17 protein-coding genes and 1 tRNA gene are annotated in these 16,250 nt (G+C 69.7%); 12 read left to right on the top strand and 6 right to left on the bottom strand.

The window, feature by feature from the left end; genetic code table 11:
- The first annotated feature begins 309 nt into the window (after nucleotides 1-309).
- From purS to DEJ47_RS18185, 8 genes are all read left to right on the top strand, one after another.
- Entirely contained in the window at nucleotides 310-591 is a 282-nt protein-coding gene (gene purS, locus DEJ47_RS18220; protein ID WP_150169658.1) for a phosphoribosylformylglycinamidine synthase subunit PurS, read from the top strand.
- Nucleotides 588-1,268, top strand: a complete 681-nt coding sequence (gene purQ, locus DEJ47_RS18215; protein ID WP_150169656.1) for a phosphoribosylformylglycinamidine synthase subunit PurQ — start codon at nucleotides 588-590, stop codon at nucleotides 1,266-1,268. Before purS ends, purQ begins: the two co-directional genes overlap by 4 nt.
- A complete protein-coding gene (purL, locus tag DEJ47_RS18210; protein ID WP_150169655.1) occupies nucleotides 1,265-3,514 on the top strand; it encodes a phosphoribosylformylglycinamidine synthase subunit PurL in 2,250 nt (749 codons plus the stop codon). Before purQ ends, purL begins: the two co-directional genes overlap by 4 nt.
- Nucleotides 3,515-3,640: 126 nt before the next feature.
- On the top strand, nucleotides 3,641-4,147 hold the full coding sequence (locus tag DEJ47_RS18205; RefSeq protein ID WP_150169653.1) for a helix-turn-helix domain-containing protein: 507 nt from the start codon (nucleotides 3,641-3,643) through the stop codon (nucleotides 4,145-4,147).
- Nucleotides 4,148-4,172: 25 nt separating this feature from the next.
- Entirely contained in the window at nucleotides 4,173-5,012 is an 840-nt protein-coding gene (locus DEJ47_RS18200) for a M23 family metallopeptidase (protein ID WP_150169651.1), read from the top strand.
- Nucleotides 5,013-5,017: 5 nt separating this feature from the next.
- Nucleotides 5,018-5,656, top strand: a complete 639-nt coding sequence (locus tag DEJ47_RS18195; RefSeq protein WP_150169649.1) for a TetR/AcrR family transcriptional regulator — start codon at nucleotides 5,018-5,020, stop codon at nucleotides 5,654-5,656.
- Between the two features lie 10 nt (nucleotides 5,657-5,666).
- Nucleotides 5,667-6,467 (top strand): maleylpyruvate isomerase family mycothiol-dependent enzyme, encoded by an 801-nt coding sequence (locus DEJ47_RS18190; RefSeq protein WP_150169647.1) that lies wholly within the window; start codon nucleotides 5,667-5,669, stop codon nucleotides 6,465-6,467.
- 61 nt (nucleotides 6,468-6,528) lie between these two features.
- Nucleotides 6,529-7,383 (top strand): META domain-containing protein, encoded by an 855-nt coding sequence (locus DEJ47_RS18185; protein ID WP_223828401.1) that lies wholly within the window; start codon nucleotides 6,529-6,531, stop codon nucleotides 7,381-7,383.
- Here the strand turns inward: DEJ47_RS18185 and DEJ47_RS18180 are convergent.
- Both DEJ47_RS18180 and DEJ47_RS37650 read right to left on the bottom strand, forming a co-directional pair.
- Nucleotides 7,380-8,831, bottom strand: coding sequence for a sulfatase-like hydrolase/transferase (locus DEJ47_RS18180; RefSeq protein WP_223828400.1), 1,452 nt, complete (start codon nucleotides 8,829-8,831; stop codon nucleotides 7,380-7,382). The genes DEJ47_RS18185 and DEJ47_RS18180 overlap by 4 nt on opposite strands.
- Before the next feature lie 60 nt (nucleotides 8,832-8,891).
- Nucleotides 8,892-8,984 (bottom strand): putative leader peptide, encoded by a 93-nt coding sequence (locus DEJ47_RS37650; protein ID WP_362640831.1) that lies wholly within the window; start codon nucleotides 8,982-8,984, stop codon nucleotides 8,892-8,894.
- A 175-nt stretch (nucleotides 8,985-9,159) separates the two neighbouring features.
- Between DEJ47_RS37650 and purF the strand changes: the two genes are divergently transcribed.
- Nucleotides 9,160-10,686, top strand: coding sequence for an amidophosphoribosyltransferase (gene purF / locus DEJ47_RS18175; RefSeq protein WP_150169644.1), 1,527 nt, complete (start codon nucleotides 9,160-9,162; stop codon nucleotides 10,684-10,686).
- A gap of 36 nt (nucleotides 10,687-10,722) precedes the next feature.
- Nucleotides 10,723-11,796 (top strand): phosphoribosylformylglycinamidine cyclo-ligase, encoded by a 1,074-nt coding sequence (gene purM / locus DEJ47_RS18170; RefSeq protein ID WP_150169642.1) that lies wholly within the window; start codon nucleotides 10,723-10,725, stop codon nucleotides 11,794-11,796.
- Nucleotides 11,797-11,928: 132 nt separating this feature from the next.
- On the opposite strand, the gene DEJ47_RS18165 is transcribed toward purM, so the two are convergent.
- Nucleotides 11,929-12,183 carry a DUF3073 domain-containing protein gene (locus DEJ47_RS18165; RefSeq protein WP_055568369.1) on the bottom strand — a complete coding sequence of 85 codons (255 nt, stop codon included), beginning with the start codon at nucleotides 12,181-12,183 and terminating at the stop codon, nucleotides 11,929-11,931.
- 326 nt (nucleotides 12,184-12,509) lie between these two features.
- Nucleotides 12,510-13,586, bottom strand: a complete 1,077-nt coding sequence (locus tag DEJ47_RS18160; RefSeq protein ID WP_150169640.1) for a Leu/Phe/Val dehydrogenase — start codon at nucleotides 13,584-13,586, stop codon at nucleotides 12,510-12,512.
- 152 nt (nucleotides 13,587-13,738) lie between these two features.
- On the opposite strand from DEJ47_RS18160, the gene DEJ47_RS18155 reads away from it, so the two are divergent.
- A complete protein-coding gene (locus tag DEJ47_RS18155) occupies nucleotides 13,739-14,572 on the top strand; it encodes a hypothetical protein (RefSeq protein ID WP_150169638.1) in 834 nt (277 codons plus the stop codon).
- Nucleotides 14,573-15,038: 466 nt separating this feature from the next.
- Nucleotides 15,039-15,245, top strand: coding sequence for a developmental transcriptional regulator BldC (gene bldC / locus DEJ47_RS18150; protein WP_003949541.1), 207 nt, complete (start codon nucleotides 15,039-15,041; stop codon nucleotides 15,243-15,245).
- Nucleotides 15,246-15,736: 491 nt separating this feature from the next.
- On the opposite strand, the gene DEJ47_RS18145 is transcribed toward bldC, so the two are convergent.
- Together DEJ47_RS18145 and DEJ47_RS18140 are read right to left on the bottom strand one after the other, a co-directional pair.
- Entirely contained in the window at nucleotides 15,737-15,982 is a 246-nt protein-coding gene (locus DEJ47_RS18145; RefSeq protein ID WP_150169636.1) for a DUF6274 family protein, read from the bottom strand.
- Between the two features lie 125 nt (nucleotides 15,983-16,107).
- Nucleotides 16,108-16,182, bottom strand: a tRNA-Asp gene (locus DEJ47_RS18140).
- Between the last annotated feature and the right edge of the window lie 68 nt (nucleotides 16,183-16,250).

Below are 16,250 nucleotides of genomic sequence, written 5' to 3'. Positions count from 1 at the left end.
TGATGCCGACTGCATGGATGTTTTCGGCAAAGTATCGACTATTGCCTTTTCCTTTGTACAGTGCCCGGCATTGCATTGTGAAGCCTGGCCTAATACCTCCGCGTGTCAGGTTGCAATGACGTTGCGTGATCTTTCATGGATTCATGGTGAAGGTTCTCGGTTCGAAACCTGTTTGAGCACCGGAACGTGACCGTCATCTCGTAGGTTGCTACGAGTCTACGCGAGTAGAAATTTTGTGCCGGTAGTCTGAAGGAACCTGCTCAGCACCCAGCAAGCAGCACACGCCAGCACCACACACCGGGAGTGCCAGTGGCACGCGTCGTAGTCGACGTCATGCTCAAGCCGGAGATCCTCGACCCCCAGGGCCAGGCGGTGCAGCGTGCACTGCCGCGCCTCGGTTTCCAGGGCATCTCCGACGTACGTCAGGGAAAGCGCTTCGAACTCGAGGTGGACGGGCCCGTGGATGCCGCGGCCCTCGCCCGTATCCACGAGTTGGCGGAAACCTTCCTCGCCAACACCGTGATCGAGGACTTCGTCGTAAAGGTCGAAGAAGGCCAGGAGACGCGGAAGGCCGAGGAGGCCGCGAAGTGACCGCTCGAATTGGAGTCGTCACTTTCCCGGGAACCCTCGACGACCGCGACACCCAGCGTGCCGTCCGCGTGGCGGGCGCCGAAGCCGTGCCGCTGTGGCACAAGGACAAGGACCTCAAGCAGGTCGACGCCGTGGTGCTGCCCGGCGGGTTCTCCTACGGCGACTATCTGCGGGCCGGCGCCATCTCGCGTTTCTCGCCGGTGATGGAGTCCGTCATCGAGCAGGCGAAGGCCGGAATGCCGGTCCTCGGCATCTGCAACGGCTTCCAGGTGCTCACCGAGACGCACCTCCTGCCCGGGGCGATGCTGCGCAACAACCACCTGCACTTCATCTGCCGGGAGCAGAAGCTGCGCGTGGAGAACGCGGAGACCGCCTGGACCGCCGACTACACGGCGGGACAGGAGATCCGCATCCCGCTGAAGAACATCGACGGGCAGTACACGGCCGACGAGCGGACGCTGGACATGCTGGAGGCCGAGGGCCGCGTCGCCTTCCGCTACCTGGACGGCAACCCCAACGGCTCGCTCCGTGACATCGCCGGCATCACCAACGAGGCGGGCAACGTCGTCGGCCTCATGCCGCACCCCGAGCACGCCGTCGAGCCGCTGATCGGGACCGGCCGCGCCGACGGCCTCGGATTCTTCACCTCGATCCTGAAGAAGCTGGTCAACGCATGACTCTGGACACCGTCAAGCACGCGAGCGAGACGCCCGACGTCAAGCTCCCCTGGGCCGAACTGGGCCTGAAGGAAGACGAGTACGAGCGCGTCCGCGAGATCCTCGGCCGCCGCCCGACCGGCGCCGAGCTCGCCATGTACTCCGTCATGTGGTCCGAGCACTGCTCGTACAAGAGCAGCAAGGTCCACCTGCGGCAGTTCGGCGAGAAGGTGCCGGAGAACGACGCGATGCTCGTCGGCATCGGTGAGAACGCCGGCGTCGTCGACGTCGGCCAGGGCTACGCGGTCACCTTCAAGGTCGAGTCCCACAACCACCCGTCGTACGTCGAGCCCTACCAGGGCGCGGCCACCGGCGTCGGCGGCATCGTCCGCGACATCATCGCGATGGGCGCCCGCCCGGTCGCCGTCGTGGACCCGCTGCGCATGGGCGACGCCCAGCACCCCGACACCAAGCGCGTGCTCCCCGGAGTCGTCGCTGGCATCGGCGGCTACGGCAACTGCCTGGGTCTGCCCAACATCGGCGGCGAGCTCGTCTTCGACGCCTGCTACCAGGGCAACCCGCTGGTGAACGCAGGTGCCATCGGCGTGATGCGGCACGAGGACATCCACCTCGCGAAGGCGTCGGGCCCCGGCAACAAGGTCATCCTGTACGGCGCCCGCACGGGCGGCGACGGCATCGGCGGCGCCTCGATCCTGGCCTCCGAGACCTTCGACGACACGAAGCCGAGCAAGCGGCCGGCCGTGCAGGTCGGCGACCCCTTCCAGGAGAAGCTCCTCATCGAGTGCACCCTGGAGGCCTTCGCCGAGAAGCTCGTCGTCGGCATCCAGGACCTCGGCGCCGCCGGACTCTCCTGCGCCACCAGCGAGTTGGCGTCCAACGGCTCGGGCGGCATGCGCGTCGATCTTGACGACGTGCCGCTGCGCGACTCCACGCTCACCCCTGAGGAGATCCTCATGAGTGAGTCGCAGGAACGCATGTGTGCCGTGGTCGAGCCCGAGAAGGTCGAGCGCTTCCTGGAGATCTGCGAGAAGTGGGACGTCATCGCCACCGTCGTCGGTGAGGTGACCGACGGCGACCGCCTGGAGATCTTCTGGCACGGCGAGAAGATCGTCGACGTCGACCCGCGCACGGTCGCGCACGACGGCCCGGTCTACGAGCGTCCGTACGCCCGCCCGTCCTGGCAGGACGCCCTCCAGGCCGACGACGCGAACAAGCTGGCCCGCCCGGCGAACGGCGAGGAGCTGCGCGAGCAGGTCCTGAAGCTGGTCGCCGCGCCGAACCAGGCCGCGAAGTCCTGGGTCACCGACCAGTACGACCGCTTCGTGCAGGGCAACACCGTGCTGGCGCAGACCGAGGACTCCGGGATGATCCGGATCAACGAGGAGACGGGCCTCGGTGTCGCCATCGCCACCGACGGCAACGGCCGGTTCGCGAAGCTCGACCCGTACACGGGTGCGCAGCTCGCGCTCGCCGAGTCGTACCGCAACGTCGCCGCCTCCGGCGCCAAGCCCCTCGCGATCTCGGACTGCCTGAACTTCGGCTCGCCCGAGGACCCGGACGTCATGTGGCAGTTCGCCGAGGCCGTCCGCGGCCTCGCGGACGGCTGCCTGGAGCTCGGCACCCCGGTCACCGGCGGCAACGTCTCGCTCTACAACCAGACCGGCGAGGCGGCGATCCACCCGACGCCCGTCGTCGCCGTCCTCGGCGTGATCGACGACGTCGCGCGGCGCACGCCGATGGCGTTCGAGGAAGAGGGCCAGCTCCTCTACCTGCTGGGCGAGACGCGCGAGGAGTTCGGCGGTTCGGCCTGGTCGCAGGTGATCCACGGACACCTCGGCGGACTGCCGCCCAAGGTCGACCTGGCGCGCGAGAAGCTGCTCGCCGAGATCCTGATCTCCGCGTCGCGCGACGGCATGATCGACGCCGCGCACGACCTGTCGGACGGCGGTCTCGTGCAGGCCGTCACCGAGTCGTGCCTGCGCGGCGGCAAGGGCGCGCGGCTCGTCGTCCCCGACGGCTTGGACGCGTTCACGTTCCTCTTCTCCGAGTCGGCGGGCCGCGCGGTCGTCTCGGTGCCGCGGAGCGAGGAGCTGCGCTTCACCGACATGTGCGGGGCGCGGGGTCTGCCCGTGCGGCGCATCGGGGTCGTCGACGGTGACGCCGTCGACGTACAGGGCGAGTTCACGCTGCCGCTGAGCGAGCTGCGCGAGGCCCACGAGGGGACGCTTCCCGGGCTCTTCGCCTGAGCCGTCCCGTCTCTGCCCGAAGCCCCCGTCCGGACCAGGTCCGGACGGGGGCTTCGGCGTACCCGGACACGCCACGCGGACACTGCAGGGGTTGCACGGAATTACGTAATTACGTAAGTTCGAGGCATGGATCTGGAACAGCGCGTCGCCGAGCTCGAACGGCGCATGGCGGAGCTGGAGAGCGCGGAACCGGCCGCGCCCGCCGTGGGAGAGGGCGATTTCTGGGCCCTCGACGCGCTGAAGGCGCGGCATCCGGTGACGGAGGACGCGGACGGCGCCGTCCTGTTCACCGGGTCGGTACGGGTGCCGACGGGGCACCGGTACGAGTGGCAGTACGGCCTGCTCACCGAGTCCGTCTTCGAGGGCGACTGGTCCGAGGCGGCCGAATCGTTCGCCGCGCTCGGCAACCCCGTACGGCTGCGGCTGCTGCGGGAGATCCTCGGCGGCCTGCGCACCGCCGCCGAGCTGGCCGCGCTCGACGACGTCGGCACGACCGGCCAGATCTACCACCACCTGCGCCAGCTGACCGGCGCGGGCTGGCTGCACAGCACCGGGCGCGGGCGCTACGAGGTGCCCGCCGGGCGGGTGGTGCCGCTGCTCGTGGCGCTCACGGCGGCCAAGCCGGTGTCCTGACCGTTACCTGTACGAGGGGGAAGTCATGTCCGTGGGCCAACGCAAGGCGGCGGCACTGCTGCAACGTCTGCTGTTGCTGTTCATCGCCGCCCATCTGATCGTCGTCTTCACCGGCGACCCGCCCTATCCGAGCTGGCTCGGCCTTGCCGCGGCCGTCGGCGTGTTCGGCCTCTCCTTCGCGCTCGGCGCCGACGCGCGCCGCGAGGCCAAGGCTTCGCAGCCTTCGACGGTCGAGATCGAACCGCCGGTCACCGGCCGCTGGTCCGCGCTCAACAGTCCCGCCGACAAGGTGCCGAGCCATGGCACGCGGAGCTGCGGGCAGGCCTACGCCATCGACATCGTCGCCGAGCCGGCGGACGGGCCGGGCAGGCCCGCCTTCGCCTGGCTCTGGCCTCTCGCGCGCGGCAACCGTGCGTTCCCCGCCTTCGGGGCGCCGCTGCTGGCGGTCGCCGACGCGACCGTCGTGCACGCGGAGGACGGTCAGCGGGACCACCTCAGCCGCAACTCCCTCGCCGGAATCCTGTACCTGATCGTCGTCGAGGGCTTCGGCAGGTCGCTGGGCGGCGCCCGCCGCATCGTCGGCAACCACGTCATCCTCGACATCGGTGAGGGGACGTACGCCGTGTACGCGCACGTCAAGCAGGGCTCGCTCACCGTGCGGGCGGGGGACCGGGTGACCGTCGGACAGGAGCTCGGCCGGTGCGGGAACTCCGGCAACTCCACCGAGCCGCACGTGCACTTCCAGCTGATGGACGGGCCCGACCTGGACACGGCCCGGGGCGTGCCGTTCAGCTGGCGAGGGGTCGGCGTGCCCCGCAACCGCGAGACGTTCACCGTGCGGGAAGAGACCACCCCGGTACCGTGACCTGCATGACCGAGGAGCTGGGGCTGCGCGCGCGCAAGAAGCGGCAGACCGCCGCGCGGATCTGGCAGGTCGCTGTGGACCTCTGTGCCGAGCGGGGCTTCGACCACGTCTCCGTGGCGGAGATCGCCGAGGCGGCCGACGTGTCGAAGATGACCGTCTTCAACTACTTCGGCACCAAGGAAGACGTGATCGTCGGCCCCATGGAGGACCACGCGGAGGACCCGGCCCGCGCGGTCCGCGAGCGGCGCCCCGGCGAGTCCGCGGTCGCCGCGGCGCGCCGCCAGTTCCTGGAGCAGATCCCCCGGCGCGACCCGTCGATCGGCCTCGGCGGCGACCCGCGCACCCTCAAGGTGCGCCAGCTCATCAAGGAGACACCGACGCTCGCGCACCGCGTGGTCATCTTCCACATGCGCAGCGTCCAGCTCCTCGCCGACGAGCTCGCCGAGGAGACCGGCGACATGCTTCTCGCGCGGGTCGCCGCGGCCCAGCTGATCGGCGCCCGGAACGCGCTCATCATGCAGAACCACGAACGCACCCTCGCGGGGGACCCGGACGACGAGATCGCGAAGGGCTGCGCGGAGGCCGCCGAGCGCGCCTTCGACCTGGTCGAAAAGGGACTACAGGGGTACCCCGGAAACGCTTAGGCTCGGCCTCATGCCACCGGCCAAGAAGCGCACGCGCTCGTACGACTCCACCAAGATCCGCACCGCCGTGCTCGCCCAGTTCGGCAACGTACGGGACGCGGTGCACACCCTCACGCCCGAGCAGCTGGCCCGCCCCACCCGGCTCGGCGACTGGACCGTGCACGAACTCGCCGCCCACCTCGCCCTGGTCCTCGGCACCGTCCACCGCTACCTCGGCATGCCGGAACCGGCCAGACACGAAGTGCCGCTCATGGACTGGCCGTTCGCCACGGTCACCGCCGCCGCGCGGGTCGACGAGGACACCCGGGCGCTCGCCGAGACAGCGGGCGCGGACCTCGACGACCTCTTCACGCGCACGTTCACCGGCTTCGAGGAGTCCCTGGCCGCCGCGTCCGACGACCGTCTGGTGCCCTCGCGCTTCGGCGCCATGACCCTGGGCGACTTCCTCGTCACCCGTACCGTCGAACTCACCGTCCACACGGACGACTTGAACGACGCCGTGCCGGGCCTCGACGTGCCGTACGACCGGCAGGCCCTGGCCGCCTGCGCCCGGCTGCTCGCGGACGCCCTCGCGGTGAAGGCGCCCGGCGCGTCGACGGAGGTGCGGATTCCGCCGTATGCCGTCGTGCAGTGCGTCGAAGGACCCCGGCACACCCGCGGCACCCCGCCCAACGTCGTCGAGGCCGACCCGCTCACCTGGATCCGCCTCGCGACCGGACGCACGGACTGGGCGACCGCCGTCGACGCGGCGCAGGTCAGCGCGAGCGGTGAGCGGGCGGACCTGTCGGGGCTGCTGCCGATCATGGGGTGACCCCGCGGGCGCCGGGACGGAGAGATGGAACCGGTACCCCCACTTGTTCCGTCACATTGCCATGCACACGCAGCGAGTGACCCTCACCCTGACCGCGCTGGCCTCCGCGGGGCTGCTGCTCACGGCATGCGGCAGCGAGTCCGGAGCCGGCTCCGACCGCGACTCCGGCGGCCGTACCGTGACGACCGAGCAGGCACTCACCGGCGTCCGCTGGAACGTGGAGAGCCTCACCGTGGGCGGCAAGAAGCACGACGCCCCGGAAGGCGCGTACCTGAAGATCGGCAAGGACGGCAGGGCCGCCGGCAGCTACGGCTGCAACCACGCGGGCACCACCGTGTCGGTCAAGGGCGACACCGTGGACTTCGGCGAGACACAGACGACGATGATGGCCTGCGAGGGCGGCGGCCGCATGAAGTTCGAGGAGAAGCTCACGCGCGCACTCGGCGCGGGCAGGTTCACCGCGAAGGTGGACGGCGACCGCATGACCCTCACCACGGCCAAGGGAGACCGCGTGGACTTCACCTCGCAGCCCGCCGAGCCCGACGCGCCGCTCACCGGCACCAAATGGACGGTGAACGGCATCGGCGACGGCAAGACCGCCGCGACCCTGCCGAAGGCCGTGTCCGGCAAGGTCCACCTCACCTTCGGCGACGACGGCAAGGTCCGCGGCAACCTCGGCTGCAACGACGTCTCGGCCAAGGCCGAGGCGGAGGACGGCCGCATCACCTTCGGCAAGCCCGCGACCACCCGGAAGATGTGCCCCGGCGACGCGATGACCACCGAACGCAAGCTCCTGAAGCTCTTCGACGGCGAGGCACGCCACGAGGTGCAGCAGGGCACGCTGAAGCTCACCGCGGACGACGGCACGGTCGTCACGGCGAACACCACCGCGGCCAAGGGCCGGGCCAAGGACTAGGCGTAGGGCAGCAGTTCCTTGTCCGTCCGCTCCCACGCACGCCGCAGCTCCGCCAGGAGCCGCGGCTCCGCGGCGGCCCGGTCGGCCTGCTCGCGACGGTCCTCGGCGAGGTGGAAGAGCTGGTCGGCGCCGTCCTTGCCCCGGTAGTACTTCCAGTCGCCGCGCCGCAGCGCCCGCTCGCCCCGCACCCGCCAGAACAGCTCCCGCTCGGCGAGCCGCTCGCCCTTCAGGAGGTACGGGGCGAGGCTGGCGCCGTCCAGCGGGTGGGCGCGGTCCGGCCTGGCGCCGCCGATCTCCAGCAGCGTCGCCGTCCAGTCGGGCGTGTAGACGGGCTCGTCGCTGACCTGCCCGCCGTCGATCCGCGCCGGCCACCGCACGATGGTCGGCACTCGGATACCGCCCTCCTTGAGGGAGCCCTTGTTGCCGGACAGCGGCCAGTTGTACGAGAAGCGCTCGCCGCCGTTGTCCGACGCGAAGAACACGAGGGTGTCGCGCTCCTGCCCCGACTTCCGCAGGGCGCGCAGCACCTCACCGATCGAACGGTCCAGATCCTCGACCATCTCCTTGTACTTCTCCACGGAACCGCCGTCCCGGTGCTGCAGCGCCCCCTTCTCGCCCGCCTTGATGCGGCGGACGATCTCGGCGCTCTGCTCCTCGTCGCCGTCGGCTATCCACGGCCAGTGGGGAGTGGTGAAGTTCAGGTTGAGCAGCCACGGCTTGCCGCCGTGGTCCCGTCGCACGTACGCGCTCGCCCGCTCGGTCAGGACGCGGGTGTAGTACCGCAGGTCCTTGTACTCGGCGTCGCCCTCCCGGACGGCGCCCTCGTAGAGGTCGTACTCCCCGCCGAGCCCCAGCTTCGAGTAGTACTCCAGGGCCCCGCCGAAGTTCCCGAAGAACTCGTCCCACCCGGACTTGGTGGGTGAGTAGTCCGGCAGGTAGCCGCAGTGCCACTTGCCGATGAGCGCGGTCGCGTACCCGGCGTCGCGCAGCAGTGACGCGAGCGTGGGGTGGGTCGGGTCGAGGCCCACGGACCTGTCCGCGATCGGCTCCGCGAGACCGCCCTTCGTACGCCCGGGGAAGCGGCCCGTGTACAGGCTGAAGCGGGTCGGCGAGCAGGTCGCCGACCCGGAGTAGGCGTCCGTGAAGCGGACGCCCTCGCGGGCGAGGCGGTCGAGGTTCGGCGTCCGGATGTGCGGCGAGCCGTAGGACGAGAGGTCGGCCCAGCCGAGGTCGTCGCCGAGGACGAAGAGGATGTTCGGCCGCCGTCCGCCCCGGCGCGCCGCCGCCCGGAACGGCCGCTCCTCGGCACCGGCGCGGGCCTGCGCATCGGTGGCCGGGAGACCGACCGCGGCGGCGGTCGCGGAGGCGCCGACGACGCCTCCGAAGGCGCGCCGGGACAGCTGGGAAACGGACCTGTCGGAGGTGTGACCGGGCTTGTGGGAAGACACAATGCGCTCCTGAACGAGGGCAGGCGGAAGCCGGGGGGAAAGGGGTGCGGAAGGGTGCGTTCAGGCAGCGCGACAGATGGCGCTCGCGACACGGACCAGGTCAACGTGGCGGCGCCCCACGAGTGTGACCGTCGGGTCACCGGTGGACTGCATGCGCCGGAGCCTGTCCGAGGGCGCTTGTAGGTGTCAACGAAAGGGCCGGTCTGTTCACACGCGCTTCGCACTCGGCCGGTGCGGGCAGCGGGCGCGCCCCGTTCGCGATTACGGTCCGTGCAGGGTCCGTATCCCCAATTCGGACCAGTGGTCGATCTCGCCTACACTCGATGGCGTGCCACGTGGTGACGGTCGACTCAATCACGATCTGCTTCCCGGCGAGAAGGGCCCCCAGGACGCTTGCGGCGTCTTCGGTGTCTGGGCTCCGGGCGAAGAGGTCGCAAAGCTCACGTACTTCGGGCTCTACGCCCTCCAGCATCGGGGTCAGGAATCCGCGGGAATCGCGGTAAGCAACGGCTCCCAGATCCTCGTCTTCAAGGACATGGGCCTCGTGTCCCAGGTCTTCGACGAAACCTCTCTCGGCTCGCTCCAGGGTCACATCGCGGTCGGTCACGCCCGCTACTCGACCACTGGCGCCTCCGTCTGGGAGAACGCCCAGCCGACGTTCCGTGCCACCGCGCACGGCTCCATCGCGCTCGGGCACAACGGCAACCTCGTCAACACCGCCCAGCTCGCCGAGCTGGTCGCCGCCCTGCCCAAGGAGAACGGCCGCGCGACCCAGGTCGCCGCGACCAACGACACCGACCTGGTGACGGCCCTCCTCGCGGGTCAGGTGGACGACGACGGCAAGCCGCTGACCATCGAGGAAGCAGCCACCAAGGTCCTCCCGGACGTGCAGGGCGCCTTCTCCCTCGTCTTCATGAACGAGAACACGCTGTACGCGGCCCGCGACCCGCAGGGCATCCGCCCGCTGGTCCTCGGCCGCCTGGAGCGCGGCTGGGTCGTCGCCTCGGAGTCCGCCGCGCTCGACATCTGCGGCGCCAGCTACGTCCGCGAGATAGAGCCCGGTGAGTTCGTCGCGATCGACGAGAACGGACTGCGAACGTCCCGATTCGCGGAAGCGAAGCCCAAGGGCTGTGTCTTCGAGTACGTCTATCTGGCGCGCCCCGACACGGACATCGCGGGCCGGAACGTCTACCTCTCGCGCGTCGAGATGGGCCGGAAACTCGCCGCGGAAGCCCCGGTCGAGGCCGACCTCGTCATAGCGACCCCCGAATCCGGCACCCCCGCCGCGATCGGGTACGCGGAAGCCTCCGGCATCCCCTTCGGCGCAGGCCTGGTCAAGAACGCCTATGTCGGCCGGACCTTCATCCAGCCCTCGCAGACGATCCGTCAGCTCGGCATCCGTCTCAAGCTGAACCCCCTCAAGGAAGTCATCAAGGGCAAGCGCCTCGTGGTCGTCGACGACTCGATCGTCCGCGGCAACACCCAGCGCGCCCTGGTCAAGATGCTCCGCGAGGCCGGCGCCGCCGAGGTCCACATCCGGATCTCGTCCCCGCCCGTGAAGTGGCCGTGCTTCTTCGGCATCGACTTCGCGACCCGCGCCGAGCTCATCGCCAACGGCATGACCATCGAGGAGATCGGCACCTCGCTCGGCGCCGACTCCCTCTCGTACATCTCCATCGACGGCATGATCGAGGCCACGACCATCGACAAGCCGAACCTCTGCCGGGCCTGCTTCGACGGCGAGTACCCGATGGATCTGCCCGACCCCGAGCTGCTCGGCAAGCAGCTCCTGGAGACGGAGCTGGCGGCAGGCCCTGCCGCCACGGCAGCGGCCGACGCGATCCGTCGCCCGTAAGCCCACGTAGTAACGACACGAAAGTTCTCACCCCCTATGCCTGAGACCACCGGTGCCAGCTACGCAGCCGCGGGCGTCGACATCGAAGCGGGCGACCGCGCCGTCGAGCTGATGAAGGAGTGGGTCAAGAAGACCCGGCGTCCCGAGGTCGCGGGCCTCGGCGGGCTCGGCGGCTTCGCCGGGCTCTTCGACGCCTCCGCGCTCAAGCGTTTCGAGCGCCCGCTCCTGGCCTCCGCCACCGACGGCGTCGGGACCAAGGTCGACATCGCCCGCCAGATGGGCGTGTACGACACCATCGGCCACGACCTCGTCGCGATGGTCATGGACGACATCGTGGTGTGTGGCGCCGAGCCGCTCTTCATGACCGACTACATCTGCGTCGGCAAGGTGCACCCCGAGCGTGTCGCGGCGATCGTGAAGGGCATCGCCGAGGGCTGTGTCCTCGCGGGCTGCTCGCTCGTCGGCGGCGAGACCGCGGAGCACCCGGGTCTGCTGGGTCCGGACGACTTCGACGTCGCGGGCGCCGGCACCGGCGCGGTCGAGGCCGACCGGCTTCTCGGCCCCGATCGCATCCGTAAGGGTGACGCGGTGATCGCCATGGCGTCATCGGGTCTTCACTCGAACGGGTACTCGCTCGTCCGGCACGTGGTCTTCGACCGCGCCGGATGGGCCCTGGACCGTCGGGTCGAGGAGTTCGGCCGCACGCTCGGCGAGGAGCTCCTGGAGCCCACCAAGATCTACTCCCTGGACTGCCTGGCGCTGACCCGCACCACGGACGTCCACGCCTTCAGCCACGTCACGGGCGGCGGCCTCGCGGCCAACCTCGCCCGCGTGATCCCCGACGGCCTGCACGCCGTCGTGGACCGCGAGACGTGGACCCCCGGCGCGGTCTTCGACGTGGTCGGCCAGGTCGGGCAGGTCGAGCGCCTGGAGCTGGAGAAGACGCTGAACATGGGCGTCGGCATGATCGCGATCGTCCCCGAGGAGTCCGCGGACGCGGCGCTCACCACCCTCGCGGACCGCGGCGTGGACGCCTGGGTCGCGGGCGAGATCACGGACCGCGGCGACCACACGACCGGCGCCGAGCTGGTCGGCGACTACAGCGAGTAGAAGGTGGTGCTGCCCTCCGGGGGCAGCACAAAACCCGGTCCGGTGTGGTGACCACCCCGGACCGGGTGAAGTGCAGTTGCTACGTGAACTGCGAATGCCGCGTAGGCAACAGATGCTGCGTAAGCAACGAGGTCAAGCGCCGCGGCGCTGCGACGACGGACCGGACTCGTCGGAGTCCTCGTCCTCGTCGTCGTTGTACAGATCCGCGTACTGGGCGTACGGGTCGTCTTCCTCGTCGTCGTCCTCGAACGGCTCGCCATTCGGCGGCTGTTGCGAAGTCGAAGCGCCCAGCTCATTGGCCAGACGCGACAGATCAGTCCCGCCGCTGCTGTACTTCAGCTGGCGGGCGACCTTCGTCTGCTTGGCCTTTGCCCGGCCGCGCCCCATGGCTCGACCCCCTCGGATACGGGGCTCGACGGCCCCAGAGTCTTGACACGCGTTCATGATCTGGAACGGGCTCTCCGTGGAGAGACCGGTCCGTAGGGCTTCCACGGTACCTGCTCCTGCGGCCATACGGTACGTCGCCCGCAGGACGCGCCTCGGCGCACGACCCTCGAGGAGCCCCGTCCTCGCTGGTCAACTGCGATTTTAACCTCTTCTTGGCGGGCGACCCGCCGACGGGGGTGAGTCTTGTCTCTCCTGTGCGTCGACGGGGCCCTGTCAAAACGTCACAGAGCGTCGGAAGATCGGATTCCGGGCTGTTTCCTCGCGCGTCAGCGCCCCTCGGAGATCCGCTGTTCAGCGATCCTGTCGGCCGCGGCGGCCGGCGGAATGCCGTCCTCCTTTGCGCGAGCGAATATGGCGAGCGTGGTGTCGAAGATCTTCGACGCCTTCGCCTTGCACCGGTCGAAGTCGAACCCGTGGAGCTCGTCGGCGACCTGGATCACGCCGCCCGCGTTCACCACGTAGTCCGGCGCGTAGAGGATCGACCGGTCGGCCAGGTCCTTCTCCACACCCGGGTGCGCGAGCTGGTTGTTCGCGGCGCCGCACACCACCTTCGCCGTGAGGACGGGCACGGTGTCGTCGTTCAGCGCGCCGCCCAGCGCGCACGGCGCGTAGATGTCCAGGCCCTCGGTCCGGATCAGCGCCTCGGTGTCCGCCGCCGCCGTCACCGACGGGTGCTTGTGGACGATCCGGTTCACCGACTCCTCGCGGACGTCCGTGATGACGACCTCGGCGCCGTCCTCCAGGAGGTGCTCGACCAGGTGGTGGCCCACCTTGCCGACGCCCGCGACACCGACCTTGCGCCCGCGCAGCGACGGGTCGCCCCACAGGTGCTCGGCGCTGGCCCGCATGCCCTGGTAGACACCGAACGCGGTGAGCACGGAGGAGTCGCCCGCGCCGCCGTTCTCGGGGGAGCGACCTGTGGTCCAGCGGCACTCGCGCGCGACGACGTCCATGTCGGAGACGTACGTACCGACATCGCAGGCCGTCACGTAGCGGCCGCCGAGCGAGGCGACGCAGCGGCCGAAGGCGAGCAGCAGCTCCTCGCTCTTGATCCGGTCCGGATCGCCGATGATCACGGCCTTGCCGCCGCCGTGGTCGAGCCCGGCCATGGCGTTCTTGTACGACATCCCGCGCGACAGGTTCAGGACGTCGGCGACGGCCTCTTCCTCGGTCGCGTACGGGTAGAAGCGGGTGCCGCCGAGGGCGGGGCCCAGGGCGGTGCTGTGGATGGCGATGACGGCCTTGAGGCCGCTGGCGCGGTCCTGGCAGAGCACTACTTGCTCGTGGCCTCCCTGGTCCGAGTGGAACAGGGTGTGCAGGACGCCGTTGTCTGCTTCGGTCACTGTGGTGACTCCCGGTCAAGTGCGGCGGTTGGGAGGGCTCCCGTACGGGTGGCGGGGCCCGATGGGCATGAGACTAGAGGCTGTCCACCGACCTTGGCCTCCCGGTGCCGAGGATCACGTTTTCCGGCGCGTCCGCGGGGGAGAGAGGAGCCGTGCCCAAGGTGTCTTCGGTGACGGTCCCATACGCGTCCTACCTGCGTGTGTACGAGCCGCTGGCCGCTTTTCCCGAGCCGGAGCGCGGCCACTGGGCGCGCTACGCCCGCCGCCCCGACCTGCCTTCCTGCCAGGACGAGCTCCGCCGCTCGCTGGCCGGCCTGCTGCCCACGCCACCGGTGCCCGTGCCGGTGCACGAGAGCGACGACGCGTTCGTGGCCGAGGTCGACGGAGTGCTGCACGTCTGCCCGTGGCGGACCCGGCTGCGCGGCTGGCAGGCCATGGAGGAGCTGGCGGGCCAGTTGCCCCCGACGGTCCTGGACGCCGTGCTGCCCCCGGTGCTCCGCCGTCAGACGGTGGCGGACTACGAACAGTGGCTGGCGCGCAACCCCGACGCGCGCCCCTGGATCCGTACGTCGACGTGGCAGGTGCCGCTGCACTGGTTCGTGCTCGTCTCCGACGAGGAGCGCAGCCACGAGAAGGGCGAGCCGCCGGGGCTGAGCTACCGCACGCCGATGGTGCAGGCGCGGCGCCGGGTCGCGCGCGGGCTGCGGGCGCTGCGGGATGCGCTGGACGAGGGGCCGATCATCGACGGGCTCGTGGACGTCGGCCGGTGGCTGGAGGAGTTCCACCCGCGCTCCCTGGTCGAACTCGACTACGGCGGGCTCGTGCACGCGGTCTCCGCCGACGAGCTCGACGAGGACCACTCGGCGGCGGACGTCGCCGAGGGGATCGAGGCACTGCGCGCCGGCGACGGCGAGGCGGCCGGCGAGGCGTATGCGAGGCTCGTGGAGCGATGGCGGGCGGTCCGGGACCTTCAGTTCGCGAACTGAGGTCGTCGGTCGGCCCGGCGTCAGGACGTAGGTCCCGATCCGGGCCTTTGTCTCAAGCGTGACGGACCGCACTAAGTGCACCCTTGCGCCCATCACCCCTCCTCGTGCCAAAATAGGACAAGGAGTCCGGGGAGGGCTCCTTCCGCCCAACTATGGGCGGATTGCTCAGCATTGCACTCTATGGGGGGTCTGTTGACTCCTGATCGCTCTGTGACTGATCGTCACTGTGGCGTGACTGTCCGCTATGGCATGGTCCATCGGCTTCCGTCGGTGATGAACACCTGGGAGGGCAATTCCATCGGTTTGGCCGACGCGGCTGGACGGATGGTGTAGTTGTAGTGCCGAGGACAAGCCGTTCGTCCTATAACCGACTCGACTCGCGTCCGCCATTTCGGGCAACGCGGGTCAAGGTGCAGAATTTAGAGGAATGAACCGAGAAGGTTCGGTTCTCCCGAGGAGGCCGCTCATGACCGCTCGCACCCCTGATGCCGAGCCGCTGCTGACCCCGGCTGAGGTAGCCACGATGTTCCGCGTCGACCCGAAGACGGTGACGCGCTGGGCCAAGGCTGGCAAGCTCACGTCGATTCGCACGCTCGGCGGACACCGCCGGTACCGCGAGGCTGAGGTCCGCGCACTGCTCGCGGGTATCCCGCAGCAGCGCAGCGAGGCCTGACGTACCGCTCAACCTGCAGTAACCCGCACAACTCGGGCGAAGAGCACCACTGCTGCCGGGTCCCCCAACCTGGCCGTACGTCCGACATTTGGCTACACGCGACGAGGGTCCTGCCCCAACGGGGCCCACGCCTGACTCACTTGGGTGCGTCGTCTTCGATCGCGCTGGACTCCGCCGGGTCCAGCGCGATCTTTTTTGTGCGCCGAGGACGCGCTGGTGGGCGCGGTCTGCGCGCCCTTGTTGGTCTCTGGGGAGTCCGGTGCGGAGCTCCTGAGAGCGCGCCGGGGGCGCGTCCGGGGGGTGGTGCAATTGCACATATTAAATTGGCCCTTTGTAGGGAGGGTGTAAGTTCCGGGGTTCCTAAAACTTGTTCGGTGACACCCGTCACACGTCGTGAAGCTTGTTGCGCACGACACGCCTGCGCTAGAGGGGCGAGGGTCCCTACGCCTCTCAGCCTCCCACCGGGTCGGGGGCCCGCGGGTCGTCTTTGGTCATGCGTCGGGGGGACTTTCGTCCCCGGCCTCGGTGCGGGCGGCTGCGGCGCTCTCGCTCACGAAGGCCGCCTCGGGGGCCCCGCGCTCGCCGGAGGCGCGCTGAGAGGGCTCCAGGGCGAGCCTCAGCAGCCGGTGGCAGATCGGGCAGTGCCGGGTCAGGTGGCGGTATCTGGTGGCCGCCGCGAGGTGCGCGCGCAGCAGGGCGCGCGCCTCGTGCCGCGCGGACGCCGAAGAAGCGGACATGCGTCACCTCCTGAGGAGCCTCCCGCGACTCCCTGGTGTCCGGGGTACCGGCGGAATGTGACCCAGTCAAGACGTGGGCACACGAAGAAGGGCCGCACCCGTGGGGTGCGGCCCTTCTTCTGCTGCGGTCCTGACGGGATTTGAACCCGCGGCCTCCACCTTGACAGGGTGGCGAGCACTCCAAACTGCTCCACAGGACCTTGCTCGCGGCACTTGGTGTTGCGTTGTGCTGCGAGATGAGACTGTACAGCAGCGCAGGCCCGGCGGT

It is taken from the genome of Streptomyces venezuelae, from assembly GCF_008642355.1.
In the GTDB taxonomy this organism is placed as follows: Bacteria; Actinomycetota; Actinomycetes; order Streptomycetales; family Streptomycetaceae; genus Streptomyces; species Streptomyces venezuelae_B.
The sequence above is the reverse complement of the archived record's forward strand: the minus strand, read 5'-3'. Positions and strand labels throughout refer to the sequence as shown.